Source organism: Pseudomonas sp. CROZ-RG-20F-R04-15 (assembly GCF_022662375.1).
Classification (GTDB): Bacteria; Pseudomonadota; Gammaproteobacteria; order Pseudomonadales; family Pseudomonadaceae; genus Aquipseudomonas.
Map to the genome: position 1 here is coordinate 1 of NZ_JAKNQL010000030.1, position 24,045 is coordinate 24,045.

A 24,045-nucleotide genomic window follows, 5' to 3' on the forward strand; every position below is an offset into this window, starting at 1 on the left:
GCGAGGACTTTGCGGGGGATCAATCGGGAAAGAAGTCGGGCGAGTAGGCGTTATCTGTAGGATGTTTCGACATAGTTTGTGGGGCGGTATACGGTTTCGTTTTTTCGTTCACAAAAATGGGCTTTTACCTACCCGGAAGCCTTCAATGACATAAGGATCAGGCGTCATGTCCAACACAGCCGAGCGGGTCAACATCGTCGACACTCAGGTGTTGTCCCATGACTGGTATCTGCTGAAGAAAATCACCTTCGACTATCACCGCAACAACGGCGAGTGGCAGCGTCAGACCCGTGAGGTCTACGACCGTGGTAACGGTGCGGCGATTTTGTTGTTCAACCGCGAACAGCGCACGGTGGTGTTGACCCGACAGTTTCGCTTGCCGGTGTTCGTCAATGGCCATGATGGTTTGCTGATCGAGGTGGCGGCGGGGTTACTCGAAGGCGCGGCGCCGGAGCAGCGTATCCGCGACGAAGCCGAGGAAGAGACCGGTTATCGCGTGCACGATGTGAAGAAGGTATTCGAGGCTTACATGAGTCCCGGCTCGGTGACCGAAAAGCTGCACTTTTTCATTGCTGAATACGATGCGGCGTCGAAAGTCAGCGACGGTGGTGGTCTGGAAGAGGAGACCGAAGAACTGGAAGTGCTGGAATGGGCATTCGATGACGCGCTGGCGGCGTTTCAGCGCGGTGAGATCTGCGACGCCAAGACCATCATGCTGTTGCAGTATGCGGCGATGAATAACCTGTTCAGCGTTTGATTCAGAATAGATCCCCGGTTTTGCCAACCCTCGACCAGTCGCCACCCTCCAGGGTCAGCAAGCGCTCTTTCGCCTCAAGCCCACCGGCAAATCCGGTCAGCTTCCCCGACGCGCCGATCACCCGATGACACGGCGCGACAATGGAGATCGGGTTGCGTCCGTTGGCAGCGCCCACTGCCCGTACGGCGCTGGGATTGCCTATCTGTTCGGCAATCTGGCTGTAGGTGCGTGTCTCGCCAAATGGAATGGTCAGCAGCGCCGCCCAGACCTTTTTCTGAAAATCCGTACCGACGAAATCCAGTTCCAGATCGAAGCGATCCCGAATTCCGGAAAAATATTCTTCAAGTTGTCGAGCCGTTCGAATCAGGATCGGATTGTCGGGTGCCTCACTCATTGGCCCGAGGCGCACGCGGTTCGGTTTGTCGTTTTCCCAGAGGATGGCCGCCAGTCGTGCGCCGTTCGCGACCAGCTTCAGCTCACCGACGGGCGAGGGCAGGGTGATGAACGTAAAAGGCATGACGGCAGGCTCCGGATCAGAACGGCAACAGCGCCCAGCATACTGCGTCAACGGGGAGGCGCAATACGCAAAGCCGACCATACTGCTTGTTGCTCTTGACGCGTTCCCCCTCTGTTTTGCACAGACCCTAAAACAAAAAAAGAGATCGACTCATGAAGTACGAACCTTTGGCCAAATCGCTGATAGCGACCTCACTGGCACTCAGCTGTCTCATGGCTCACGCGGCGTCAGTCGCACCGGTTGCCGCCGAAAACGGCATGGTGGTCACCGCGCAACACCTGGCCACCCATGTGGGTGTCGACGTACTGAAAAGTGGTGGCAATGCCGTCGATGCGGCAGTCGCCGTGGGTTACGCGCTGGCGGTGGTGTATCCCGCAGCAGGCAACCTCGGTGGTGGCGGCTTCATGACCATTCAACTGGCGGACGGGCGCAAGACCTTCCTCGATTTCCGTGAAAAAGCGCCGCTGGCAGCGACGGCCAACATGTACCTCGACAAGGAAGGCAACGTCATTCCCGACTTGAGCACCCGTGGCCACTTGGCGGTGGGCGTACCCGGCACGGTGTCGGGCATGGAGCTGGCGCTGAGCAAATACGGGACCAAACCGCGCAAGGAGATGATTGCCCCGGCGATCAAACTGGCGGAAGACGGCTTTGCGCTGGAGCAGGGCGACGTCGAGTTGCTGGAGTACGCCACCGACGTGTTCAAGAAGGACATGCGCGATTCCGGCTCGATCTTCCTGCACAACGGCGAGCCGATGCAGGTCGGACAGAAACTGGTGCAGAAGGATCTCGGCAAAACCCTGCGGAGCATTTCCGAAAAAGGCGCGGACGGCTTCTATAAAGGCTGGGTCGCCGATGCCATCGTGACCTCCAGTCAGGCCAACAAAGGCATCATCACCCAGGCCGACCTCGACAAGTACAAGACCCGCGAACTGGCACCGGTAGAGTGCGATTACCGGGGTTACCACGTGGTTTCGGCGCCACCGCCAAGCTCCGGCGGCGTGGTGATCTGCCAGATCATGAACATCCTCGAAGGCTATCCGATGAAGGATCTGGGCTTCCATTCGGCTCAGGGCATGCACTATCAGATCGAAGCGATGCGCCACGCGTATGTCGATCGCAACAGCTATCTCGGTGATCCGGACTTCGTCAAAAACCCGATCGAGCACCTGCTGGACAAGAACTACGCGACCAAATTGCGTGATGCCATCCAGCCGCAAAAGGCCGGCGTGTCGGCTGAGCTCAAGCCTGGCGTAGCGCCCCATGAAGGCAGCAACACCACCCACTATTCGATCGTCGACAAGTGGGGCAACGCGGTGTCAGTCACCTACACCCTCAACGACTGGTTCGGCGCGGGCGTGATGGCGAGCAAGACCGGGGTGATCCTCAACGATGAAATGGACGACTTCACCTCCAAGGTCGGCGTGCCGAACATGTACGGGCTGGTGCAGGGCGAAGCCAACGCGATTGCGCCGGGCAAGGCGCCGCTGTCGTCGATGAGTCCGACCATCGTCACCAAGGACGGCAAAGTAGTGATGGTGGTCGGCACACCGGGCGGCAGCCGCATCATCACCGCGACTTTGCTGACCATGCTCAACGTCATCGACTACGGCATGGGCCTGCAGGATGCGGTCGACGCGCCACGCTTCCATCAGCAGTGGATGCCAGAAGAAACCAACCTCGAAGACTTCGCCGCCAGCCCGGACACGAAGAAAATTCTCGAGAGCTGGGGCCACAAGTTCGCCGGCCCGCAGGACGCCAACCACATCGCCGCGATTCTGGTCGGCGCACCGTCGCTGGGCGGTAAGCCTGTTGGCAAAAACCGTTTCTACGGCGCCAACGATCCACGCCGCAACACCGGCTTGTCACTGGGTTACTGAGGGGCGTAAAAAGGGGGCGGGCTCACGTCCGCCCCTGTCTCAAGGACTGATCAAGGAAGGCTCATCATGACCACCGCATTACTGATCGTCGACGTCCAGCGCGCCCTCTGTTCGGGCGAATATCAGTGCTACGACATCCACGGCATCATCGAAAAAATCAACGGTCTCAGCAGCAGAGCGCGCAGGGCCGGCGTGCCGGTGGTGCTGATTCAGCACGAAGAAAACGACAGCCCACTGGCTCACGGCGCCGAAGGCTGGCAACTGGCTGAGGGGCTGGCAACCGCCGCCAGTGACTTGCGCGTGCGCAAGACCACCCCGGATTCGTTCTACCAGACTGATTTGCGCAAACTGTTGCCGAGCGAAGACTTCGAGCGACTGGTCATCTGCGGTCTGCAAACCGACTACTGCGTCAACGCCACCGTGCGCCAGGCCCATCAACTGGGTTACGACGTGGTGCTTGTGGCCGACGCGCATTCCACCGTCGACAACGGCAAAATGAGCGCCGAAGACATCATCGCCGAACACAACAAGGATCTGGCGCACCTGACTGGCGCTACTGGCCGCATCGACGTCAAACCCGCCGCCGACATCACGTTCTGACAACCCACACCAAACCCTGTGGGAGCGAGCCTGCTCGCGAAGGCTGTGTGTCAGTCGACATTGATAGTGGCTGATCCACCGCTTTCGCGAACAGGCTCGCTCCCACTGTGATTGCGAAATCCTGATTGCTATGTACATCAGGGATTTCCGCTGGCAGCACTGGCATACTGCGCGCCGTCCGAAGAATGGAATCTCTCGATGTTCGCTATTTCCTTGCGACATGCCCTGGCGCTGACGGCCTTTGCATTTGCCTCCGTCACCCACGCCAGTAGTTTCGACTGCGCCACGGCCAACAACAAAACCGAAGAAGCCATTTGTGGCGATCCGCAGATTTCGCTGCTCGACGAGAAGCTGGGCAAGCTCTGGCATTCGACATTGGCCAGTGTCCCCGATGCCAAAGCCCTCAAGGCTGACCAGCGGCAGTGGCTGAAAACTCGCAACGCCTGTGGTGATCAGACGGCCTGTTTGCGTCGCGAGTATTTGATGCGGCTGACCGAACTTGAACACTCCGCCCAGCCCTTCAGTTGGGACGCAACCTGGCAACTCATACCGCCGGGGACTTCAACCTCGGCAACGGTGATAACCCAGCGCCGCGATGCCACGCACATCAGCATCGACATCACGGCGGCTGAGGGTGCCAACTCCGGTGACCTGGATGGCATCGCCACACTCAAGGACGGTAAAGCCGTTTACTCGGAAGATGAGTGCACCCTGGTGTTCACTCCCATCAACGGTGTGCTGGATATTTCGGTCGGCGATGCAGGCGGGTATTGCAGTGCCGGATTGGGTGTCTACTACACCGGCCGTTTTGTCGCCTCGCAGCACCCGCTGACACTGGATTACGACATGCTCAGCCTGGGTCTGGCGCAAACACCGGAGGAGAATCAGGCCCTGCACACTTTGCTCAAAGGTGATTATCAGACGCAGGTGGAAAAGTCCGGCTCCTTGATGACGGGTGAGCCTGGCACTGATGTGCCGGGCAGTCAGGTCTGGGAGATGTGGATGCGCGGTCTGGGTGGCACCGGGATCGTGATGCGGTCACCCGATGGCCATTTCTGGGTGTTGTTGGTGAGCTACGACAATTCCGGTCACTCGCGTCTGCGCTACTACACCAACGTGGCGAAATGGAAAAAACGTCTACCCGATGCCTTGCACGACTGGAATGAGCGCATGAAAGATCATCTGGAACTGCCCGTAGACTTCATGCCCTGATCTGCGCAGCAGTCCTTCCTCAAGTCGCAAACAAAACCCCACGAATCTCGCCAACCTGCGGCGCTACGACCACGCCCTCCAGCACCATTCGCGTGATCGTCTGCGCCGCCATTTGATAATCCTCATCCTGCGGCACTTCACGTTCCATGATCCGGCCCATCTGCCAGCCGATGTTGGTGTACGTGCGCGTCGCCGACCAGATGAACAGCATCAAATGCTCCGGATCCACCGGGGCGAGCAAGCCGCGCTCGATCCAGCTGCGCAGACATTCAACGTTGCGCCGCGCTTCGGCATGCAACAGATCGCGGCACTCGTCGGGCAACTGTCGACCGCCCAGCAGCAACTCGCCACTGAACACCTTGGCAATCGCCGGATGCTCGCGAGCAATGCGAATTCGCGCGGCGACGTAGGCGCGCAAACCCGTCAGCGGATCATCACTTTCACGCAGCGCCGCCGAGGCTTCCAGCAGCGGTTCGACAAAACCCAGCAGCACTTTGCTGTAGAGGTTTTCCTTGGTCTGGAAGTAGTAATACAGATTGGCCTTGGGCACCCCGGCACGCGCCGCGATGTCGCGGGTCTGGGTGGCGTCGAAGCCATTGGCAGCGAACTCTTCGCTGGCGGCGGCGAGGATCAACTGCTCGTTGCGTACGCGGATGGCACTCATGGAAGCACGGAATAGATGGACGGCATGGCAAGATTCTGACGATTTCGGTTTCGCAATATACAAAACTATATAGCGATGAAGCCAGCGCACTCGACAGACAGCGCTATGATGGTTCGATCATTGAGTGGAAATGGAGCGAGCACATGACCCTTCAGGCGCTGCGGGCCGACGTCAGACACCTGGAGGCGGTGGCGCAATTGTTCGACGCCTATCGAGGCTTTTATCAGCAGCCGTCGAACCTTGAGCAATCGCGCGCCTTCATCGCCGAGCGCATGGCCGGCAACGAATCAGCGATTTTTCTCGCGCAGGATGAAGGCGGTGCAGCGCTGGGTTTCGTGCAGTTGTATCCGACGTTCTCGTCCATCGATGCCCACCGCACCTGGCTACTCAGCGACCTGTTCACCGCCCCCGACGCCCGTGGACGCGGCGTTGGCCGACTGCTGATGAACACGGCGCGTGACTTCGCTCTGGCAACCGGCGCCAAGGGCCTGGTGCTGGAAACCGCCACGGACAACTTCACGGCGCAAGGCTTGTACGAATCCCTCGGCTACGTACGTGACAGCGGGTATTACACCTACCTGCTCGACTTGCGGCAGGGCTGAGCAAGTTTTTTTGCCGATTTCGCCAATTCAGGCTTTCGCTGGAAGGCCGCTCTCTCTAGAATCCGCCCGGCCTTCGCAATGAAGGCTCAATGCCATCATTTGGTCTTGTACAAATAGGGACGGACATCATGCAATTCGGGAAAATTCTGGCGCTGGGGCTGGTACTTGCGCTGGGCGGTTGTGCCAGTTTCACCAAAGACGAAGTGGCGCCGGTGACCATGCCGTCGATGGCCAGCTACACCAACAAGCCAAACGTCTACGTCGATTTCGATTTCTACCAGGGTGAGCCGAAAAGTGGTTCCGCCGTGGAAGTGCCGCAGGCACGTGATCAACTGAAACCACAACTGCAAAAAATCCTTACCGATTCGGGTCTGTTCGGCCGTGTCACTCTGGACGAGTTCCAGAAGCAGCCGGGCGACTACAGCCTGCGTCTGAAAATGTACAACCATCCGCCGAATGCTGGCTCAATGGTGCTGGCCTTCATCAGCGGCTTCAGCATGATGGTGATCCCGGCGTATGGCACCGATCAGTACACCTTGAGTCTGGAAGGCTTGGATGGCCAAGGTCAGGCCCTGACCACCGCGAGCAACCACGATGCGGTCGGCACCTGGATCGGTATCTGGTTCATCCCGCTGATGGCCAACACGCCTAAAGACGCGGTGAATGACACCTTTACCCGTCAGGTCAACGCGTTGCTCAAGCAAATGGTTGATAACAAAAACCTGAAGTACTCGTCACTCGAAACCGGTATCCCACGGGTTTGAAGCGAAAAAAAAGAGCCGCAATCGCGGCTCTTTTTTTGCCCTTACTTCAGGGCCTGAATGAACTGTGGATCGCTGTACAGTTCCTTCAGCAAGTCTCGCACCATCGGGTTGTAAGCGTTGACCGCGTTCGGGATCGCAATGAAACCGAAGAAGCTGCTGCTCCACTGGCTGCTGACATTCTTGGTCGCGTCGTACACCACATCGTTGCCGTTGAGCAGGGTGAAACGTGCGGCCAGTTTACCGTCGCCCGTGCCCATGCCGGCGGACAGTTCGTTCTTCACCACCAGCACTTTCAACTGACGCTGAGCCTGCGGATCAAGCAGGCCAGCCTTGCGCAGTTCTTCGGTGATCGCATCCTGAATGTGCGCCGGGATGCTACCGGACGGCGAGCGAACCGGATTGGCGCGGACCACCAGCGAACCTTCACCGGATTCGGCCGTAACCTGAGGATTGCTGATCGCATGCAGCGGCGGGGTTTGCTTGAGCTTCTGAACGTTCTCGAAACTCGGCTCGTAGCGGGTCATGGTCATGCCACAGCCTTGCAGCAGCACGGCCAGCATCGGGATCAACAACAGCGACTTCTTCACGGCAGTTCCTTGCGTGGGAATAGAGGAGGGCGCGAATTATGGGCAGAGTGCCATCATTGAGCAACCTCGTTCGTCTGCGCTCTGAGCAAGTGCTCGATCTGCGCCAATTCCCAGGTACTGAGCAAACTCACCGGATCGTTGCCGTAACGCTGCCAGCTCTCCAGTGCGCCTTCTTGCCCGTCGCCGCTGCGGGCGTATTCACAGTGATGTAATCGCCCCCCGGCAAAATCCAGCAGCAGGCGCCAGCCGTCGATATCGACTGTGACCAGCCCGGTCTCGGCAGGTGCTTCGCAGACTTTAAACGCGAGCACACCGAGCGCCGCTTCACGCAAACGCTGGCACACTTCGCGGGACGTCAGAAATGCAGACATGTCGGACTCGATGAATACGGGAGCGCGCCAGCATAAAGCCCGAGTCGGCATGTGTCAGCGTCACTGGCCCGATCCGGAACAATTCCGTAACATCCGCAACCCTCTTTTCCCCGAACACCCGCGGCCGTGCTCGTCGGCCGCTCAGTCAGGTAAGTCATGAAACCGATCCGTCTGCGCGCCGATGTCCTGGCCGGACTCACTACTTCGTTTGCCCTGTTGCCCGAATGCATTGCGTTCGCGCTGGTGGCGCACCTCAATCCGCTGATGGGCCTGTACGGTGCCTTTATCATTTGTACGCTGACGGCTTTGTTTGGCGGGCGTCCGGGCATGGTCTCCGGCGCGGCGGGTTCGATGGCCGTGGTTATCGTCGCGCTGGTGGTGCAGCACGGCGTGCAGTATTTGCTGGCGACGGTGTTGTTAGGCGGCTTGATCATGATGGCGTTCGGCTTGCTGCGCCTGGGCAAACTGGTGCGCATGGTGCCGCACCCGGTGATGCTCGGCTTCGTCAACGGCCTGGCGATCATCATTGCGCTGGCGCAGCTGGAACATTTCAAAAGCGGCGAAGACTGGCTCAGCGGTACGCCGTTGTACCTGATGACCGGGTTGGTGGCGCTGACGATGGCCATCGTCTACATCCTGCCGCGCCTGACCCGCGCGGTGCCACCGGCGCTGGTGGCGATCCTCGGCGTCGGCCTGCTGGTCTACCTGTTCGGCCTGCCGACCCGCACCCTCGGCGACATGGCACACATTGCCGGTGGCTTGCCGACTTTCGCTTTGCCGGACATCCCGTGGAGTTTTGAAACCCTGCGCATCATCGCGCCTTACGCGATTCTGATGGCGCTGGTCGGTCTGCTGGAAACCCTGCTGACTCTCAACCTCACCGATGAAATCACCGAAACCCGGGGCTACCCGGATCGCGAGTGCGTGGCGCTCGGTGCGGCGAATATGGTCTCCGGTGCTTTCGGTGGCATGGGCGGTTGCGCGATGATCGGCCAGACCGTGATCAACCTCAGCTCCGGTGGGCGCGGGCGTTTGTCCGGTGTGGTCGCTGGCGTGTTGATTCTGTTGTTCATTCTGTTTCTGTCGCCGCTGATCGAGCGTATTCCGCTGGCGGCGCTGGTGGGTGTGATGTTTGTGGTGTCGCAGCAGACTTTTGCCTGGGCGTCGTTGCGGGTGGTGAACAAAGTGCCGCTCAACGATGTGCTGGTGATCATCGCTGTGACCACCATCACCGTGTTTACCGATCTGGCCACCGCCGTGCTCTGCGGCATTATCATTGCCGCGCTTAACTTTGCCTGGCAGCAGGCGCGTGAGTTGTATGCCGATGAGCATCTGGAGGCTGACGGCAGCAAGCTTTATCGTCTGCATGGCACGTTGTTTTTTGCCTCGACTACGCCGTTTCTCAATCAGTTCGATCCGGCTAATGATCCGGCTCGGGTGACTTTGGATTGTCGGCATTTGAGTTTTGTCGATTATTCGGCGATTGCGGCGTTGAAGACTTTGCGCGAGCGCTATGCCAAGGCGGGTAAGCATTTGCAGGTGTTTCATTTGTCTGAGCGGTGCAAGAAATTGCTGAAGCGGGCGGGTGAGGAGCATCACTGATTATCTGGCTGACTGGGTACATATCCGTTGCTGCGGGTGTTGCTGATTAGGGTTCCGCCCTTACGGCGGGTCACTTTTTCCAGACGCCCGGAGTGCCGGCCCAGAAAAAAGTAACCAAAAAGGCTTGCTCCTACGTGCGGCCCGCTCGCTGGGGCTCGGGGTTCCTTCGCTCCGGGATCCCTCCGGGCGCAGCGCCTACGGTTTGCTTCGCTGCACCTCCTCTCGATGCATTTGGCTGCGCCAAACGGTCGCTGCGCTCCCACTCCCGGATGAATCCCTCCACTCAGCCTTCCGATGTCGCCCGTGGATCAAGATCAAGATCAAGAGCTGCAGCCGAGCTAACGCTCATCCTGTTGAGTGGGGCGGCTTTGCCGCTGGGGTGTACGCAAATTAAAAAATGTGGGAGCGAGCTTGCTCGCGAAGGCGGCCTGCCAGCCGACCAATCTCTTGCTGATGTACCCGATCCAACTGTAGGAGCGAGCCTGCTCGCGATAGCGGTTTGTCACTCAAAGATGCTTTGAATGACACGCCGCTATCGCGAGCAGGTCAGCTCCCACAGGTTTTGTGTCGCCGGATTCAGATGGCCGGGAAGTCGATATCGGTCAGCGCCGCGTTGTTCAGGTAGTTGGTCAGGCTCTGCACGGCCACCAGTGCGATCACTTCGATGATTTTCACGTCGTCGATGCCGGCGCCGCGGGCGGCGGCGAGCTGTTCGTCACTCAAATGGCCGCGGCTTTCGGTCAGCTGACGGGCGAGGGCGGCGTACGCGTTGAGTTCGCCTTGGCGGGCGGCGACGATGTCTTGCGCCGAGAGCCCGGCCTTGCCGGCAAACAAGGTGTGGGCCGCCAGGCAATAGTCGCAACCGTTGACCTGTGAGGTGGCGAGGTACACGGCTTCTTTTTCCTGGGCGCTCAGCGAGGTTTTGCCGAGGATCGCCGAGGCTTGCACGTAGGTTTCGAGGGCCACCGGCGCTTTCGCGAGGGTGGTGAAGACGTTGGGCAGGAAACCGATTTTCTTTTTCACGCCTTCCAGTACTGGGCGGCTGGCGTCGGCGGCGTTTTCGAGGCTGATTGCGTGGATGCGGCTCATGGTGATGCTCCGAGAGTCCGGTGCGTAGTGCGCCGGGGATGGAGGCCATGTTATTGAGTCGGGGTGGTGCATTGGCGGCAAATCGTCGAGGATATGCGGCAGATCGTCCAGATATGCCCTTGGAGTCGTCCATGGATCGCCTTTCAACACTGCTCAGCCATTTCGGCGTGACTGCCGGCACCTTTCATAGCGGCACGTTCTGCGGCGTCGCGGTTCATGAAAATGAACCGGTCGGCCATGTTCATTTGTTGCAGGCCGGTGAATTGCTGCTCAAACCGGGCAGCGAACGCGAGATTCGCCTAAGTGAACCGTCGCTGATCTTCTTCCCCAGACCCTTCGCCCATCGCATGTTTGCCGACGAAGCCATGGACACTCAGGTGGTCTGCGCCACGCTGACGTTTGACGGCGGTTCCGGCAATGCGCTGGCGGCGGCACTGCCGGATTATCTGGTGCTGAAACTGACGCAAATTCCGGAACTGGCCAGCACTGTCGAGTGGCTGTTCAAAGAGGCGTTCGAAGGGCATTGCGGACGCGTGGCGGTAGTGGATCGCCTGTTCGAATTGCTGGTGATTCTGCTGTTGCGGCATTTGATCAGCAGTCGTGAACAGCAACCGGGGATGATCGCCGGGCTGGCCGATTCACGTCTGTCGCGCGCCTTGAACCTGATGCACGAGCAACCGCAAAAAACCTGGAGCGTGGCGGATCTGGCCGCTGTCGCCAACCTGTCGCGCGCCAGTTTCGCCGAGCAGTTTCGCCGGGTGGTCGGGCAAACGCCGGCCGATTATCTGCTGAGCTGGCGCGTCAGTCTGGCGCAAAAGCGCTTGCGTGAAGGCAAAGCAATTGCGCTGATTGCCGAGGAGGTCGGTTACGAAAGTCCGTCGGCGCTGGCCCGGGCGTTTCGGCGCAAGACCGGGCTCAGCCCTCGCGAGTGGAAGGCCGGCTCCTGAGGATCATTTGGCGAATTTCTTCGCCCCGGCCACGCACAGGATCACGCCCAACGTCACGGCGAGCATGCCGGGGCTGACGTGTTCATGCAGCAGCGTCGCCGCCAGCGCCAGGCCGAAGAACGGCTGCAGTAATTGCAACTGACCGACCGCCGCAATTCCACCCTGAGCCAGACCGCGATACCAGAACACAAAGCCGATCAGCATGCTGAACAGCGACACATAGCCCAGACCCAACCACGCAGGCAGGCTGATCGTGTTGAACGAGGCGGGCGCCAGCCACAGACTCAGAACGGCCATCACCGGCAACGACAACACCAGTGCCCAGCAAATCACCTGCCAGCCGCCGAGGGTTCGCGACAGCTTCGCGCCTTCGGCATAACCGAGACCGCAGGCCAGAATCGCCGCGAGCATCAGCAGATCGCCGGTAGGCGAAGCAGTCAGACCTTGTGCCAGCGCGAAGCCGACCACCAGCGCGCTGCCGAGAGTCGAGAAGATCCAGAACACCGGTCGCGGCCGCTCTCCGCCGCGCAGCACGGCAAAAATCGCCGTGGCCAATGGCAACAAGCCGACAAACACAATCGAATGCGCCGACGTCACGTGTTGCAGTGCCAGTGCGGTCAACAAAGGAAAACCGAGCACCACGCCCAGCGCGACAATCAACAGCGACAGCCAGTGATCGCGCGCCGGCCGCCGCTCGCGAAACAGCCACAGCAGTGCCACCGCCAACACCCCGGCGATGGCGGCGCGGACCACGGTGAGAAACACCGGATCGAACTCCAGCACCGCCAGACGCGTGGCCGGCAGCGAACCGCTGAAGATCACTACGCCGATAAAACCGTTGATCCAGCCGCTGGTTTTCTCCAGTGCCGGGTTTGTCAGGTTCGAGGTCCGTTCCATTGCCGATCACGCTCAGAAGTGGGTTGCATTGTCGTGATGCTAGAGCCGAGAATCAGCACAATCAAAGAATTGTCATGGATACATCCGAGATGCCACGCTCGCGCTACAAGACCCTCGTTGACGCCTATGCAACGGACATTCGTTCCGGTCTTTTGCCGCCGGGCACGCGGTTGCCGACCCACCGGCAACTGGCCGCTCAAGAAGGGCTGGCGCTGGTCACGGCCTCGCGGGTCTATGCAGAGCTGGAGGCCATGGGCCTGGTCAGCGGCGAAACCGGGCGCGGCACGTTTGTCCGCGAAACCTCGCTGGCGCCGGGGCAGGGCATCGATCAGAAACAGGTGGCGGTCGGCATGATCGACCTCAATTTCAATTACCCGTCGTTGCCCGGTCAGGCAGATCTGTTACGCACTGCGTTGCGCCAGTTGGCGCTGTCCGGCGATCTGGAAGCGTTGCTGCGATATCAACCGCATGCCGGGCGCGCCCACGAGCGTGCGTCGGTTGCTCGGCATTTGCTGACGCGCGGGGTGGCTGTCGAGGCCGAGCAAGTGCTGATCGTCAACGGTGCCCAGCAAGGCCTGGCCGTCACGCTGATGGCCTTGCTCAAACCCGGCGATGTGATTGCTGCCGACGCGCTGACTTATTCCGGGTTCAAGGTCTTGGCCGAAGCGCTGCATCTAGAGGTTGTGGCGATCCCGTTCAGCAATCAAGGGCCGGATCTCGTGGCGCTGGAAAAACTCTGTCGCAGTCGCTCGGTGCGTGCCGTGTACAGCATGCCGACATTGCATAATCCGCTGGGCTGGGTGATGCCATTGGCCCAGCGCGAGCAGTTGGTGGCGATTGCCCGTCGGCATGATCTGACGATCATCGAAGACGCGGCCTACGCATTTCTGGTGGAAAACCCACCGCGTACGCTGATCGATCTGGCGCCGGAGCGCACGGTGTACGTCTCGGGTCTGTCGAAAAACATCGCCACCGGCCTGCGCGTCGGTTTCATTGCCGCCCCGCCAGAAACGGTGCCGGCGCTGGAACGCATCATCCGCGCCACGACCTGGAACACCCCCGGCATCATGACCGCCATCGCCTGCGGCTGGCTCGACGACGGTACGGTAACGCTGCTTGAGGAACAGAAACGCAACGATGCCAAAGCACGGCAGGCGTTGGCGGCCAAAGTACTGAAAGGGCTGTCGAGCATTGGCCATCCGGCGTCGTATTTCCTGTGGCTGCCGCTGCCGGAAGATGTGCGCGCCGATCAGATTGTCGTCGAGTTGATGCACGAACAGATATCGGTCACCACAGCAGAGCCGTTTGCGGTATCGGGATATGTGCCGCACGCGATTCGCCTGGCACTGGGTTCAGTCGACATGGAGGTGCTGCATCAGGCGTTGATCAAAGTCAGAAAGATCATCGGCGCTTACCTGTAAAAACAACATGCTACCCTTGCGCCGCCCGATGCAGACCGTCCCGGAACCCTCGATGAAAAACACCGCTGCACTGTCACTCACCCTGATCCTCGGTACCAGCCTGCTCAGCACGTTGACCCATGCCGCGGGCGACCCCGAAGCCGGCGCAAAAATCTTCCCGCGTTTGTGCGGCGGCTGTCATCAGGTCGGCGAATCGGCCCGCCCGGGATTTGGCCCACAACTCAATGGCATCATTGGTCGGCCTGCCGGTACGTCGGCCAACTACGTGTATTCCGATGCGATGAAGAACTCGGGAGTGACCTGGGATCGTGAAACGCTGATCGCTTATCTGAAGGATCCGAAAGGCGTCGTGCCCGGTACGCGGATGATTTTCTGGGGGCTGAGCGACGAAGAAAAACTCGACAACCTGCTGGCGTATCTGCAGAGCTTTGACGTTAAAGGCCACGCCCCAGCCAATATCGTTCAACCTTGAAAAGGTGTGAGAGATAGCTGCCGTTTCTGTCCTCGTTTTGTTAACGGGTTGTGTGACCAAGAGCCTCAGCGTTGAAGACCGCCAGCAAATCAAAACAGTAAAAGTGCTGTGTCTGATCTGGTGGTGAACAAACTGGTCGAGCACTTGAAACAGTAGTTTGCGCACGGCCAGGGTGTTCGTGGAACGCTGCACCCGGCCACAGGTCGATAGGGTACTTACGCGTGATCTCTCTATCGCCTGACACACCTTCACTCAAGGAAACCACCATGAAATCTTTGCTGTTGGCAGCGCCGCTATTGCTGGTCACCGGACTCGCCCACGCTGGCATCCCGATGCTCAACGCCACGTGCCCGGGCAAGATCGAAGTGCATGCCGATGAAGGCGGGCCGATTTACATCAATGGCAAGGAAGGCAAGTTGAAGAAGTTCAATGACAACTATTTCGAGGCCAAAGGCGCGGGTGTGACCATTTCTCTGAGCATCAATCCAGATGGTTCGCCTGCGGTGTCGTACACCGGGAAGAGCCGGGCCAATGGGGTTTGCGAAGTGAAGAAAGCCTGATCACGCGAGATGATTGCAATCTGCACCAGTGAACATGAAAAAGCCCGGCTGATCAGGCCGGGCTTTTTCTTGGGATTGCGGTGAAACCAGTGATTCAGGCAACGGGGCGTTCGAGTAGACGATCGGAACCGCCCTGGGCATGCCCGAGCCCCCGTTTCATGGGGTGGTTGGTCGCACGCACAGTTCACCGGTAGCCCGCGTCAGAGCCAGTTCATGCAGCGCGTCGTGGGTCAGGCCGCTGCGAGCCTTGGCCAGCCACACCGGGCAATTGGCGTCGTGGCGATACGGCAGGAACGCGGCGTATTGCTGCAGCAGACGGGTTTGCAGCTCATCCAGACGCGGACGGATCTGTTTACCCAGGTCGGGGCGCGCGGTGTCCGGCGCGGCACCAGCCGCTTGCCATTGCGCGAGCAACCCGTACTGCACCAGTTTGTTTGCCTCCATTTGCGCCGCGATCAGTTGCGCCACGTCTTCCGGATCGAGCTGGCGCTCGGCAGCCAGCGTGCGGGCATTGGCGATGACCTGCGCTTCACGCGGGCTGTCCTGAATCGGCTTGCCGCTGTCCCATTTGGTCAGCGCGACGAGGTCGCCGATGTTCAGCCGTTCGTTCAGCGTTTCCAGTAAAGGCTTCAAGGTGTCGGCGGGTGCGGCGGCGTGAGCGGTGGTGGCGAGCAAGGCGAGGAGGGTGCCGGTCAGCAGGTTGGCGAAGTGCGGCATGAACAGAGCCTCAATCAGAGAAATGAAAGTGGGCAGTTGTTTACCACAGCTGTGAACCGACACCTACAGATCCGCGTCAATTACACAGATGCGGGCAGCGTTGATAAACAGCGATTTGAAATGTTAATTGCGCCCCAAGAGCAACTCACCGAAGCTATCCTCAATTAGCCCTCCCGCCGTCGAGATGGACCTTTATTCAATGCAAGTCGCCGCCCAACGCCCACTCTGGCAAACCTACCTGCTGTTCCTCGCGCCGATGGTGCTGTCGAACTTTCTGCAATCGATGTCGGGCACGGTCAACAGCATCTACATCGGCCAGATGCTCGGCACGCAGGCACTGGCGGCGGTGTCGGGGATGTTTCCCATCGTGTTCTTCTTTATCGCCCTGGTGATCGGCCTCGGCGCGGGCGCCGGTGTGCTTATCGGTCAGGCTTGGGGCGCGCATGAGCCGCACATGGTCAAGGCGATCGCCGGGGCGACGCTGTTGCTGGGCGTGTTGATCGGTCTTGTGGCCGCGGTACTGGGCAGCGTGTTTGCGCGCCAGGCACTGACGGGGTTGGGCACGCCGACGGATGTGCTCGACGATGCGGTGGCGTATGCCCATGTGATGATGTGGATCTTGCCGTCGCTGCTGGTATTTGTGTTGTTCACGCAGCTGTTGCGCGGGGTCAGTGACACGCTGTCGCCGTTGCTGGCGCTGATCGTATCGACCAGTGTCGGCCTGGCACTGACGCCGGCACTGATTCGCGGTTGGTTCGGCTTGCCGCAGTTGGGGATTCAAAGTGCGGCGTACGCCGGACTGGCCGGTAACCTGGCAGCGATGGCGTGGCTGGCGTGGCGCCTGATTCGCAAGGGCCATCCACTGGCGCCAGACCGCGAGTTCTTCGCCGCGCTGCGTCTCGACGGGGCGATTCTCGGCAAGGTGTTGCGCATTGGCCTGCCGACCGGCGTGCAGATGATCGTGCTGTCGCTGTCGGAGCTGGTGATTCTGGCGCTGGTCAACCAGCACGGCTCGCAAGCGACGGCGGCGTATGGCGCGGTGACGCAGATCGTCAACTACGTGCAGTTCCCGGCGTTGTCGATTGCGATTACCGCGTCGATCCTCGGTGCGCAGGCCATCGGTGCCGGACGACTGGAGCGCATGGGGCCGATTCTGCGCACCGGGCTGCTGATCAACGTGTGCCTGACCGGCGGTTTGATCGTACTCGGCTACCTGTTATCGCACTGGTTGCTGGGGCTGTTCCTGACCGAGGATTCGACCCGGGCGATGGCTGAGCATCTGCTGCACATCATGCTGTGGAGCCTGTTGGTGTTCGGTTTTCAGGCGATCATCGGCGGCATCATGCGCGCCAGCGGCACGGTGTTGGTACCGGTGGCAATCGCGATCATCTGTGTGGTCGGCGTGCAATTGCCGGCGGCGTACTGGCTGGACGGGCAGTATGGTTTGCAGGGCGTGTGGATGGCGTTTCCGGTGGCGTATCTGGGCATGCTGGTGCTGCAGACCTTGTATTACAAACTGGTCTGGCAGCATCAGAAGATCGAGCGAATGGTGTAGGCGCTGGCGTAACGGTCGGATGTTTGCTTAAGTCAATCGTGGCCCTCGACGGCAAGCCCCGCCTGGAGAATCCCATGTCGATCCGATTGCTGCTGGCTGCCGCGTGTTCGCTGTGCGTCGTCTCTGCCGCGCAGGCGGTCGAATACACGAGGGTCAACACCACCGCCAGTCAGATCAGTTTCACCTATAACCAGATGGGTTCGCGGATGTACGGCACCTTCGGCAAGTTCGAGGCGACACTGGACTTCGATACTGACGACCTCGCCAACGCCCACACTACGTTGCACATCGACCTCACCAGCATCGACGCCGGTAGCGCGGACGCCAACACCGAACTGGTGAAACCGGCGTGGTTCGACACCGAAAAATTCCCTGTGGCGGTATTCGAGTCGAGCCATTTCACTCTAGTTGCGGAACACCGTTACTTGATTGATGGCCAGCTCACCCTAAAAGGCATCACCCGTGATGTACAGGTACCGGTGGAACTGAAACCGGGCAACGACATCGGTATTTTCGACGGTGAGCTGGTGCTCAAGCGCGACGAGTTCGGCCTCGGCGCTGGGGAGTGGGCGGATACCGTGGTGTCCAAGGACATCGCCATCAAATTCAAAGTGGTGGCGCCACAGCAGTGACGCCACCGGTTTCAATCAATACGCGCGCCAGTGCCCCGGCACCCAGCGCCATTGGTTGCCGCCCCAGCGATAGTGCCCGGCAACCCAGTGATAACCCGGCGCCGGCATCACCGGAACGACTTCGACCAGCGGCGGGGGCCGATGCGGACGGGCCGGCTCGACGACGCAACCGGACAACGTAACGGCCACCAGCGTGGCGGCCAGCAGTGCTTTAACGGTCTTCGACATGGAGGTGTTCTCGCGAGAAGTGATGGTCAGGCTGTCGCGCATTCATCGCACCCAATGCCCCTCGACCCAGAACCAGTTTGGCCCGCGCGCCTGCCAGTGCCCGGGTTTCCAGCGTGCGCCGTACCTTACCGGTTGCCAGTGTCCGGGCATCCACACATAACCACGTCCTTGCCAGCGCCAATGCCCTTGATCCCAGACATAACCGGGACGCGCGCCGGGCATCACTTCCATGCGCATCGGCGGTGGCGCTTGCTGGACGATCACCACCGGTTGCGCAAACACCGGGGCGCTGCTCAGCGCGGCCAGCGTCAACGGCACCAGCAGCAGGGTTTTTCGCCATTTGGACAGGGAACGCAAAACGCTCATGACAACTCCTCAAGGCCTGCGTTGAAAAGTGAACGCAACTGCAGAATTGGATGCCTGATTTGCGAAAGATCCCGTCTGAGGCGGATGAAATTTTTGTCAGGGAGGGCGATGCGAGAACGTCAGCATGGCGCCGCAGCAAGACGCCCGGCGCGCGTGATGGTTTTTGCCTGTGAGGCTGGACTCAATAAAACCGGTCTTGTTCTTTCATTGCCTGAATTTGCCAGAACGTCCTGCCCGAGATCAGCAGAAACAGCAGTGCGAGCAACACACCGCCGGTCATGATGTAGAAGCTCGTACGGTAACTCTGCAATTGGCTGGTGATACAGCTTTTATCCGGCATCCACGGAGACACCAGCAGGGTGATGGGGCCGCCGACTTCATATTGGGTATGCTCGACGTAGCGTTCGTCGGCGTGTTGCCCTTCATGGGGCTGGCCCTGGGCATCGGTGTATTGATAGTGAATGACCTTGCCATTGGCGTTCATTGGAATCTTTTCCAGTGCCGTGACGCTGCCGCGGGTTTCCACACCGTTGAAACTCAGCGCCCCAAAAAGCATGCCCGACTTGTGCGCCATTGCAGCGAGCAGCAAAACCACGCAGCAAGCAACGGTCAGCATGACGATACGGTTGTAGAGGTGATCCTTGGCAGCTTCGCGCGGGTAGTGCATGGCCGATCCCTGGTGGTGACATTTGTAGGAGACCGTTACATCGGCGCTCGGAACAGGAACTTTAGACGTCGAGCGGGCGCGTCACGGTATGATGTCGCGGCTCGCCGACCGCTGCGGCGGTCGGCAACGCTTTTTACCGTCGGAGTTAGTCATGCCACGCATCACCCACTACAAATCCCCATGCCACGAGGCCGTCAACAGCCAGATTCTGCAGCTGGTCGTCGACTACCTGACCGACATCAGCGCGGTCGGTCTCGGCCCGAGCAATCTGCTGTACAACGTTTATCAGTACGCAGTCGGCTATGAGGTGCATCTGTATCTGGAAGCGTTGAATGGCGAGAAGGGTATCGACGTGGAGTTGCTGGTTGCTACCGACGAGGATGATCCGGAGCAAGTGATCGGCTTTTTGTTGTATCTGCCAGTGCAGGGCGACTGGGAAGCGTGCAGCGTCGCCTACATGGCGGTGCGCGAAGGGCATCGGCGTCAAGGCGTGGCGCGGGCAATGATCGGCGAAATGGTCGGGCGTTATCCCCATGCCGAACTGGCCTGCACGGTCGGCAAAGTCCCGTACTTCGAAGCGTTGGGCTTTGAGGTGATTGGCCAACGTGAAACGCAAGTGTTGATGAGCACCCGGCATTACCGCAGCAATGGCTTGCGCGGGTTTATCGACACCACGCCGATTTACCGCTCGCTGGAAGTACAGCAGATCCACACTTATCTGCTGCAGAAAAACGGCAAACGCGCGATGCTCGATGCCGAGAAACAGCGCGACCGTCACCTCGATCAGACCACCCGTCACACCGAAGAATTTGTCCGCCAGCGCCTCACGCTGCACTGAAAGCTGATTTACGCAGACAAAAAAAGAGCCTCAAAGCTCTTTGATGGGGAGGAAGTAGAGCCCTCGAGGCTCAAGATGCGCATGAAGCAAGGCACGGGCTTGATTGGGGTTCAGAGCACCCGTGCCTACGCAGCGCTCGAAGAGCGGAGCCACTGCGTGATTCCATCCTAGGAGTGTGCAAGTGGCCACTCAAGTACCGCCAGTCGCCCGAACGGCGGCGCGTTCGACCATGGCCATGATGGTTGCAGACAGCTCGTCGCTGGCCTCTTTTGCGCTTATTTCACCGTTGGCAGCGGCGTGCGAAAGTGCTTCGGCGGCGCCGAGCATGGCGCGCAATCCGGCCGGCGTGATCTGCCCGCCGCTGGCGTACGGCGCCAGATCGCTGCGGCATTTTTCAAGGAAGATCGCCTCGTATTCGCGCTTTATCTTTTCCAGCTCCGGGGTGCTCGCCAGCGCGGCGATGATCCCCGGAATCTCCGTGCCCTGGAACATGACGCAATCGACGTACGCCGTGGCAATCACTGAGGCGAGGCCGCTCAGTGTCGGTTCGCTGCGGGCGGTGGCGGCATCCATCAACACCGTTTGTCGTGCATCGAATTCCCGATACAGCGCTGCAAGTAAACCGGCACGGGTGACGAAATGGTCATAGACCACCGGTTTGGTCACCCCGGCTTTTTCTGCCAGATAACCGAGGGTCAAGGCTTCGGTGCCTTGGGCACGGATGATTTGCCATGCGACGTCGAGCAACTGGCGCAAGCGGTCTTCGCGCGCCAGGCGGCGGCGCGGTTGAACAGAGGATTGCCGTACTGAAGTTTTACCGGTTGACATGCTTATCTACCATCCGTAGCTTACTGTTCGTAACTTACTCCAAGTATATAAGCCTTGCTGTGCAATCACCAACCGGAGATTCTTCCATGCACGCCCTGATTGTTGTTGCCCACCACGACCCGCGCTCGCTGACCCACAGCGTGGCCGCGCAGATTGCCGAAAGCCTTGTTCAGGCCGATCCGGCCAATACCTTTGAAATCGCTGATCTCTATGCCGAAGGCTTCGAGCCACGTTTCGGCGCGGCGGATTTCGCGGTGCATCACCGTGAGTCCACGCCGCCCGTGGACATACTGCCCGAGCAGGCGCGCATCGACCGCGCCGATACTTTGGTGCTGGTCTACCCGGTGTACTGGTGGTCGATGCCGGCGCTGCTCAAAGGCTGGATCGATCGAGTGTTCAGCAATGGCTGGGCCTTCGATTTCACCGGCGATCTCAAACACGTGAAGCTGCTGCAGCGCCTGCGCGTGCATCTGGTCGGCCTCGCCGGCGCGGATGCACGCACTTACGAGCGCCACGGCTATGGCGCTGCGATGAAGGCGCAGATTGAGCACGGGATTTTCGATTACTGCGGAGCGACAGTACTGAGTTCGACGTTGCTGCCGGAATCAGAGTTGCGCGATCCACGGGAGCAGTTGGCGGTTGCAAGGGAACTCGGTAGCCAAATCTTCACATAGCTCTTTGTGGGAGCGAGCTTGCTCGCGAAGGCGGTGTGTCAGGCAGTATTGAGTCGACTGACACTCCGTCTTCGCGAGCAAGCTCGCTCCCACAGTGGAACTCGGATGTTAGCGCGATCCAGGCCAGCCTGATTTTTCGAGCGCAGCGAGCAGGGTGTCGGCATCCAGTCCCGGCACGCAATGCCCGTTGCCTTCGGTGCTTTCGCTGGCCAGCAGGGCATTGATGATCGCTTCTTCAACCGCCTCGGTCGCCGCCAGAAACAGCTCGCTGATATGGTCATTGTTGACCATGCGCAAACCGTCGCAGGTCGGCGCGCCTTTGCCTTCGTAGGCGGCGGGCGGCACGTGAGCGTTGCCGGTGGCGAAGGCGATGAAAATGTCGCCGCTGTGATCCTCGTTGCCACCGCCGGTACGCGCCAGACCCAGGCTCGCGCGTTGCGCCAGACGTGTGCATTGATGCGGCAATAGCGGCGCGTCGGTGGCCAGGCAGACGACGATCGAACCCATGCCAGGATGCGGCAATGACGCGCGCAAGAACGGCGAATCCTTCTGTTCCATGTAACGCCCGACCGGGTAGCCATCGACCCGCAACTCGCTGCGTATGCCGTGGTTGGCCTGCACGATGGCGCCAACGGTCCAGCCACCCTGAGCACGGCTCAATCGCCGCGACGAGGTACCGATGCCACCCTTGAACTCATGGCAGATCATGCCGCTGCCACCGCCGATTGCACCTTCCACCACTGAACCGTCGACCGCGTTTTTCAGGGCTTCAGCCACATGCGCGGGCTGGACGTGAAAACCGTTGATGTCGTTAAGCAAACCGTCAAAGGTTTCCAGCACCACCGGCATGTTCCAGTAGAGACGACCGTCGTCGGGTTGCTGCTGACGATCCAGCGCGACCAAGGCATCGCGCACCACGCCGAGGCTGTGGGTGTTGGTGAAGGCAATCGGGCTGGTCAGCAGCCCCGCCTCGCGAATCCATTCAAGCCCGGTGGCGTCGCCATTGCCATTGAGCACATGCACGCCGGCAAAACACGGTTGCTGATTGCTCGAACCAGCGCGCGGTTCGATCAGCGTGACGCCGCTGCAGATGTCGCGGCCGGCGCTGCTGCGGCCGCGCACATTGCTGTGGCCGACGCGCACGCCGGGCACATCGGTGATGGCGTTGAGCGGGCCGGGTGGTAGTTGGCCGATGCGGATGTTGAGGTCACGGGCACGAGGTTTCATTGATTGTTGTCTCTCTAAAAAATGCTGGGTTATTCGCCGACCCCTGTGGGAGCGAGCCTGCTCGCGAATGCGTCGGCACTTTCAACACATCAGTGCCTGACCCACCGCTTTCGCGAGCAGGCTCGCTCCCACAGGGTTTTGTGGAATGTTCAAAAGGCTTTATTGGCCGTTCTTGACCTTGCTCCACACCCGCGTGCGCACCCGCTCCGTGGCTTTCGGCAAAGGTTCAAGGGTGTACAGCGTGGCCATCGCTGCGGCGGAGGGATAAACCGCCGGGTTGTCCCGCGTGGCTTCTGCCACTAGCGCAGTCGCGGCGCGATTGCCATTGGGATACGACAGATGATCGCTGACCGGCGCGATCACTTCGGGGCGCAGCAGATAGTCGATAAACGCCAGACCCTGAGGACGATTCGGCGCGTCCTTGAGCAGCACCAGCGTGTCGAACCACACAGGTGCGCCTTCCTTGGGCAGGCTGTAGGCGATCTTCACGCCGTTGTTGGCCTGCTCGGCATTGGTCTTGGCTTCTAGCATCGCCCCCGACCAGCCCACCGCCACGCAGATGTTGCCGTTGGACAGGTCGCTGATGAATTTCGACGAGTTGAAGTAGGCGATGTGCGGGCGCAGTTTCAGCAACAGCGCTTCGGCTTTTTTATAGTCTTCGGGATCGGTGCTGTTCGGTGGCAAGCCGAGATAATGCAGGGCGACCGGCAGCATCTCCGACGGCGAGTCGAGCATCGCCACACCGCACTGGCCGAGTTTGGCGAGGTTGGCTTCGTTGAACACCAGATCCCACGAGTCCACCGGCGCCTTGTCGCCCAGCGCCGCGCGCACCTTGTCGACGTTGTAGCCGATGCCGTTGGTGCCCCACAGGTACGGCACAGCGTATTGATTGCCGGGATCGTTGTTGGCCAGTTTCGCCAGCAGGTCACTGTCGAGATTCTTCCAGCCCGGCAGTTGCTCGCGTGGCAGCGGGGCGAGGGCGCCGGCCTTGATCAGCGTCGGCAGGCTGAAGTTGCTTGCCACCACCACGTCGTAGCCGCTGCGGCTGGTCATCAGTTTGCCTTCGAGGACTTCGGCACTGTCGAAGGTGTCGTAGACCGGCTGGATACCGCTGTCGCGCTGGAAATCGTGGAGGGTATTCGGGCCGATATAGTCGTACCAGTTGTAGACGTGCACGCTCGGCGCGTCAGCGGCCAGGGCGATCGAGCTGGCGCCAATCCCGGCCAGCAGGCCCAGTTTACTGCTGAGGTTGATACAGCCACGGCGACGACGCATGATGCGGCACTCCTGGCCTGTGCAGGCCGGTGATGAACAAGAGTGGTCAGCCTATCGGGCCGGCCAGGCCTGACCCATTCCCATCATGGGTTACTC

Annotated in this window: 28 protein-coding genes; 15 read left to right on the top strand and 13 right to left on the bottom strand. The window is 60.1% G+C overall.

Annotated features, from left to right (window positions below):
- The first annotated feature begins 166 nt into the window (after positions 1–166).
- A complete protein-coding gene (locus L8H52_RS27200) occupies positions 167–757 on the top strand; it encodes an NUDIX domain-containing protein (RefSeq protein WP_242209686.1) in 591 nt (196 codons plus the stop codon).
- A 1-nt stretch (position 758) separates the two neighbouring features.
- On the opposite strand, the gene L8H52_RS27205 is transcribed toward L8H52_RS27200, so the two are convergent.
- Positions 759–1,274: a methylated-DNA--[protein]-cysteine S-methyltransferase gene (locus L8H52_RS27205; protein ID WP_242209685.1), complete on the bottom strand. Its 516-nt coding sequence runs from the start codon at positions 1,272–1,274 to the stop codon at positions 759–761.
- A gap of 152 nt (positions 1,275–1,426) precedes the next feature.
- On the opposite strand from L8H52_RS27205, the gene ggt reads away from it, so the two are divergent.
- The 3 genes from ggt to L8H52_RS27220 all read left to right on the top strand — a co-directional run bounded on the left by ggt (position 1,427) and on the right by L8H52_RS27220 (position 4,966).
- Positions 1,427–3,154, top strand: coding sequence for a gamma-glutamyltransferase (gene ggt, locus L8H52_RS27210; RefSeq protein ID WP_242209684.1), 1,728 nt, complete (start codon positions 1,427–1,429; stop codon positions 3,152–3,154).
- 66 nt (positions 3,155–3,220) lie between these two features.
- Positions 3,221–3,754: a cysteine hydrolase family protein gene (locus L8H52_RS27215; protein WP_242209683.1), complete on the top strand. Its 534-nt coding sequence runs from the start codon at positions 3,221–3,223 to the stop codon at positions 3,752–3,754.
- Positions 3,755–3,952: 198 nt separating this feature from the next.
- Entirely contained in the window at positions 3,953–4,966 is a 1,014-nt protein-coding gene (locus L8H52_RS27220; RefSeq protein WP_242209682.1) for a hypothetical protein, read from the top strand.
- A gap of 19 nt (positions 4,967–4,985) precedes the next feature.
- Here L8H52_RS27220 and L8H52_RS27225 read toward each other — a convergent pair whose 3' ends face one another.
- Positions 4,986–5,630, bottom strand: a complete 645-nt coding sequence (locus L8H52_RS27225; protein WP_242209681.1) for a TetR/AcrR family transcriptional regulator — start codon at positions 5,628–5,630, stop codon at positions 4,986–4,988.
- A gap of 143 nt (positions 5,631–5,773) precedes the next feature.
- On the opposite strand from L8H52_RS27225, the gene L8H52_RS27230 reads away from it, so the two are divergent.
- Together L8H52_RS27230 and L8H52_RS27235 are read left to right on the top strand one after the other, a co-directional pair.
- Complete coding sequence (locus L8H52_RS27230) at positions 5,774–6,232, top strand: GNAT family N-acetyltransferase (RefSeq protein ID WP_242209680.1); 459 nt, start codon at positions 5,774–5,776, stop codon at positions 6,230–6,232.
- A 128-nt stretch (positions 6,233–6,360) separates the two neighbouring features.
- Entirely contained in the window at positions 6,361–6,996 is a 636-nt protein-coding gene (locus L8H52_RS27235; protein WP_242209679.1) for a hypothetical protein, read from the top strand.
- Between the two features lie 41 nt (positions 6,997–7,037).
- On the opposite strand, the gene L8H52_RS27240 is transcribed toward L8H52_RS27235, so the two are convergent.
- On the bottom strand, positions 7,038–7,583 hold the full coding sequence (locus L8H52_RS27240) for a hypothetical protein (RefSeq protein ID WP_141129093.1): 546 nt from the start codon (positions 7,581–7,583) through the stop codon (positions 7,038–7,040).
- A gap of 53 nt (positions 7,584–7,636) precedes the next feature.
- Entirely contained in the window at positions 7,637–7,954 is a 318-nt protein-coding gene (locus tag L8H52_RS27245; RefSeq protein ID WP_242209678.1) for a hypothetical protein, read from the bottom strand.
- Positions 7,955–8,110: 156 nt separating this feature from the next.
- Here L8H52_RS27245 and L8H52_RS27250 point away from each other — a divergent pair, with 156 nt between their 5' ends.
- Positions 8,111–9,556: a SulP family inorganic anion transporter gene (locus tag L8H52_RS27250; protein ID WP_242209677.1), complete on the top strand. Its 1,446-nt coding sequence runs from the start codon at positions 8,111–8,113 to the stop codon at positions 9,554–9,556.
- Positions 9,557–10,132: 576 nt separating this feature from the next.
- Here L8H52_RS27250 and L8H52_RS27255 read toward each other — a convergent pair.
- Entirely contained in the window at positions 10,133–10,645 is a 513-nt protein-coding gene (locus L8H52_RS27255; RefSeq protein ID WP_242209676.1) for a carboxymuconolactone decarboxylase family protein, read from the bottom strand.
- 131 nt (positions 10,646–10,776) lie between these two features.
- Between L8H52_RS27255 and L8H52_RS27260 the strand changes: the two genes are divergently transcribed.
- Positions 10,777–11,592 (top strand): AraC family transcriptional regulator, encoded by an 816-nt coding sequence (locus L8H52_RS27260; protein WP_242209675.1) that lies wholly within the window; start codon positions 10,777–10,779, stop codon positions 11,590–11,592.
- A gap of 3 nt (positions 11,593–11,595) precedes the next feature.
- Here the strand turns inward: L8H52_RS27260 and L8H52_RS27265 are convergent, their stop codons facing one another.
- Positions 11,596–12,489, bottom strand: a complete 894-nt coding sequence (locus L8H52_RS27265; RefSeq protein WP_242209674.1) for a DMT family transporter — start codon at positions 12,487–12,489, stop codon at positions 11,596–11,598.
- 89 nt (positions 12,490–12,578) lie between these two features.
- Here L8H52_RS27265 and L8H52_RS27270 point away from each other — a divergent pair, with 89 nt between their 5' ends.
- The 3 genes from L8H52_RS27270 to L8H52_RS27280 all read left to right on the top strand — a co-directional run bounded on the left by L8H52_RS27270 (position 12,579) and on the right by L8H52_RS27280 (position 14,942).
- Positions 12,579–13,910: a PLP-dependent aminotransferase family protein gene (locus L8H52_RS27270; protein WP_242209690.1), complete on the top strand. Its 1,332-nt coding sequence runs from the start codon at positions 12,579–12,581 to the stop codon at positions 13,908–13,910.
- Between the two features lie 52 nt (positions 13,911–13,962).
- The gene (locus L8H52_RS27275) at positions 13,963–14,382 is read left to right on the top strand and encodes a cytochrome c family protein (RefSeq protein WP_242209673.1); all 420 of its coding nucleotides are present in this window, start codon (positions 13,963–13,965) and stop codon (positions 14,380–14,382) included.
- Between the two features lie 266 nt (positions 14,383–14,648).
- A complete protein-coding gene (locus tag L8H52_RS27280; RefSeq protein ID WP_242209672.1) occupies positions 14,649–14,942 on the top strand; it encodes a hypothetical protein in 294 nt (97 codons plus the stop codon).
- Between the two features lie 156 nt (positions 14,943–15,098).
- Here L8H52_RS27280 and L8H52_RS27285 read toward each other — a convergent pair whose 3' ends face one another.
- Complete coding sequence (locus tag L8H52_RS27285) at positions 15,099–15,659, bottom strand: chorismate mutase (RefSeq protein WP_242209671.1); 561 nt, start codon at positions 15,657–15,659, stop codon at positions 15,099–15,101.
- A 199-nt stretch (positions 15,660–15,858) separates the two neighbouring features.
- Here L8H52_RS27285 and L8H52_RS27290 point away from each other — a divergent pair, with 199 nt between their 5' ends.
- Together L8H52_RS27290 and L8H52_RS27295 are read left to right on the top strand one after the other, a co-directional pair.
- Entirely contained in the window at positions 15,859–17,214 is a 1,356-nt protein-coding gene (locus L8H52_RS27290) for an MATE family efflux transporter (RefSeq protein ID WP_242209670.1), read from the top strand.
- 74 nt (positions 17,215–17,288) lie between these two features.
- Positions 17,289–17,846: a YceI family protein gene (locus L8H52_RS27295; protein WP_242209669.1), complete on the top strand. Its 558-nt coding sequence runs from the start codon at positions 17,289–17,291 to the stop codon at positions 17,844–17,846.
- 15 nt (positions 17,847–17,861) lie between these two features.
- Here L8H52_RS27295 and L8H52_RS27300 read toward each other — a convergent pair whose 3' ends face one another.
- The 3 genes from L8H52_RS27300 to L8H52_RS27310 all read right to left on the bottom strand — a co-directional run bounded on the left by L8H52_RS27300 (position 17,862) and on the right by L8H52_RS27310 (position 19,107).
- On the bottom strand, positions 17,862–18,074 hold the full coding sequence (locus L8H52_RS27300) for a YXWGXW repeat-containing protein (protein ID WP_007908149.1): 213 nt from the start codon (positions 18,072–18,074) through the stop codon (positions 17,862–17,864).
- Positions 18,075–18,116: 42 nt separating this feature from the next.
- Positions 18,117–18,440: a YXWGXW repeat-containing protein gene (locus L8H52_RS27305; protein ID WP_242209668.1), complete on the bottom strand. Its 324-nt coding sequence runs from the start codon at positions 18,438–18,440 to the stop codon at positions 18,117–18,119.
- A 181-nt stretch (positions 18,441–18,621) separates the two neighbouring features.
- Positions 18,622–19,107 (bottom strand): DUF3592 domain-containing protein, encoded by a 486-nt coding sequence (locus L8H52_RS27310; protein ID WP_242209667.1) that lies wholly within the window; start codon positions 19,105–19,107, stop codon positions 18,622–18,624.
- A gap of 151 nt (positions 19,108–19,258) precedes the next feature.
- Between L8H52_RS27310 and L8H52_RS27315 the strand changes: the two genes are divergently transcribed.
- Positions 19,259–19,945, top strand: coding sequence for a GNAT family N-acetyltransferase (locus L8H52_RS27315; RefSeq protein WP_242209666.1), 687 nt, complete (start codon positions 19,259–19,261; stop codon positions 19,943–19,945).
- Positions 19,946–20,134: 189 nt separating this feature from the next.
- On the opposite strand, the gene L8H52_RS27320 is transcribed toward L8H52_RS27315, so the two are convergent.
- Positions 20,135–20,773, bottom strand: coding sequence for a TetR/AcrR family transcriptional regulator (locus L8H52_RS27320; RefSeq protein ID WP_242209665.1), 639 nt, complete (start codon positions 20,771–20,773; stop codon positions 20,135–20,137).
- A gap of 86 nt (positions 20,774–20,859) precedes the next feature.
- On the opposite strand from L8H52_RS27320, the gene L8H52_RS27325 reads away from it, so the two are divergent.
- On the top strand, positions 20,860–21,447 hold the full coding sequence (locus L8H52_RS27325; RefSeq protein ID WP_242209664.1) for an NAD(P)H-dependent oxidoreductase: 588 nt from the start codon (positions 20,860–20,862) through the stop codon (positions 21,445–21,447).
- 108 nt (positions 21,448–21,555) lie between these two features.
- Here the strand turns inward: L8H52_RS27325 and L8H52_RS27330 are convergent, their stop codons facing one another.
- Positions 21,556–22,674, bottom strand: coding sequence for a P1 family peptidase (locus L8H52_RS27330; protein ID WP_242209663.1), 1,119 nt, complete (start codon positions 22,672–22,674; stop codon positions 21,556–21,558).
- Between the two features lie 159 nt (positions 22,675–22,833).
- The gene (locus L8H52_RS27335; RefSeq protein WP_242209662.1) at positions 22,834–23,949 is read right to left on the bottom strand and encodes a polyamine ABC transporter substrate-binding protein; all 1,116 of its coding nucleotides are present in this window, start codon (positions 23,947–23,949) and stop codon (positions 22,834–22,836) included.
- Between the last annotated feature and the right edge of the window lie 96 nt (positions 23,950–24,045).